The sequence below is a fragment of the Pseudomonas sp. HY7a-MNA-CIBAN-0227 genome, from assembly GCF_040310325.1.
Lineage (GTDB): Bacteria > Pseudomonadota > Gammaproteobacteria > Pseudomonadales > Pseudomonadaceae > Aquipseudomonas.
Genome location: NZ_JBEOPT010000253.1, coordinates 1 through 255 on the forward strand (window position 1 = coordinate 1; position 255 = coordinate 255).

General features: G+C 46.3%; 1 protein-coding gene. It reads left to right on the plus strand.

From position 1 onward, the window contains the following. The coding region (locus AAEZ06_RS27805; protein WP_502948069.1) for an AAA family ATPase at nt 1-255 on the plus strand (255 nt) is incomplete at both ends.

Below are 255 nucleotides of genomic sequence, written 5' to 3' on the forward strand. Positions count from 1 at the left end.
AAATTGTGTTAGATAAGCCGCAAGCCGTTAAGCTTGCGCTCAGCGGTATATTGGCAGGTGGTCATCTATTGTTGCAAGATATACCGGGTATGGGCAAGACCACTTTGGCACAAGGCTTGGCGCAGTTGCTTGGTCTGAGCTTTAGCCGTGTGCAATTTACCAATGATATGCTGCCAGCAGATATCCTAGGGATGAGCATTTATGACCAAAGTAAACAGCAATTTGAGTTTCGCTCAGGGCCTATCTTTACTCAAC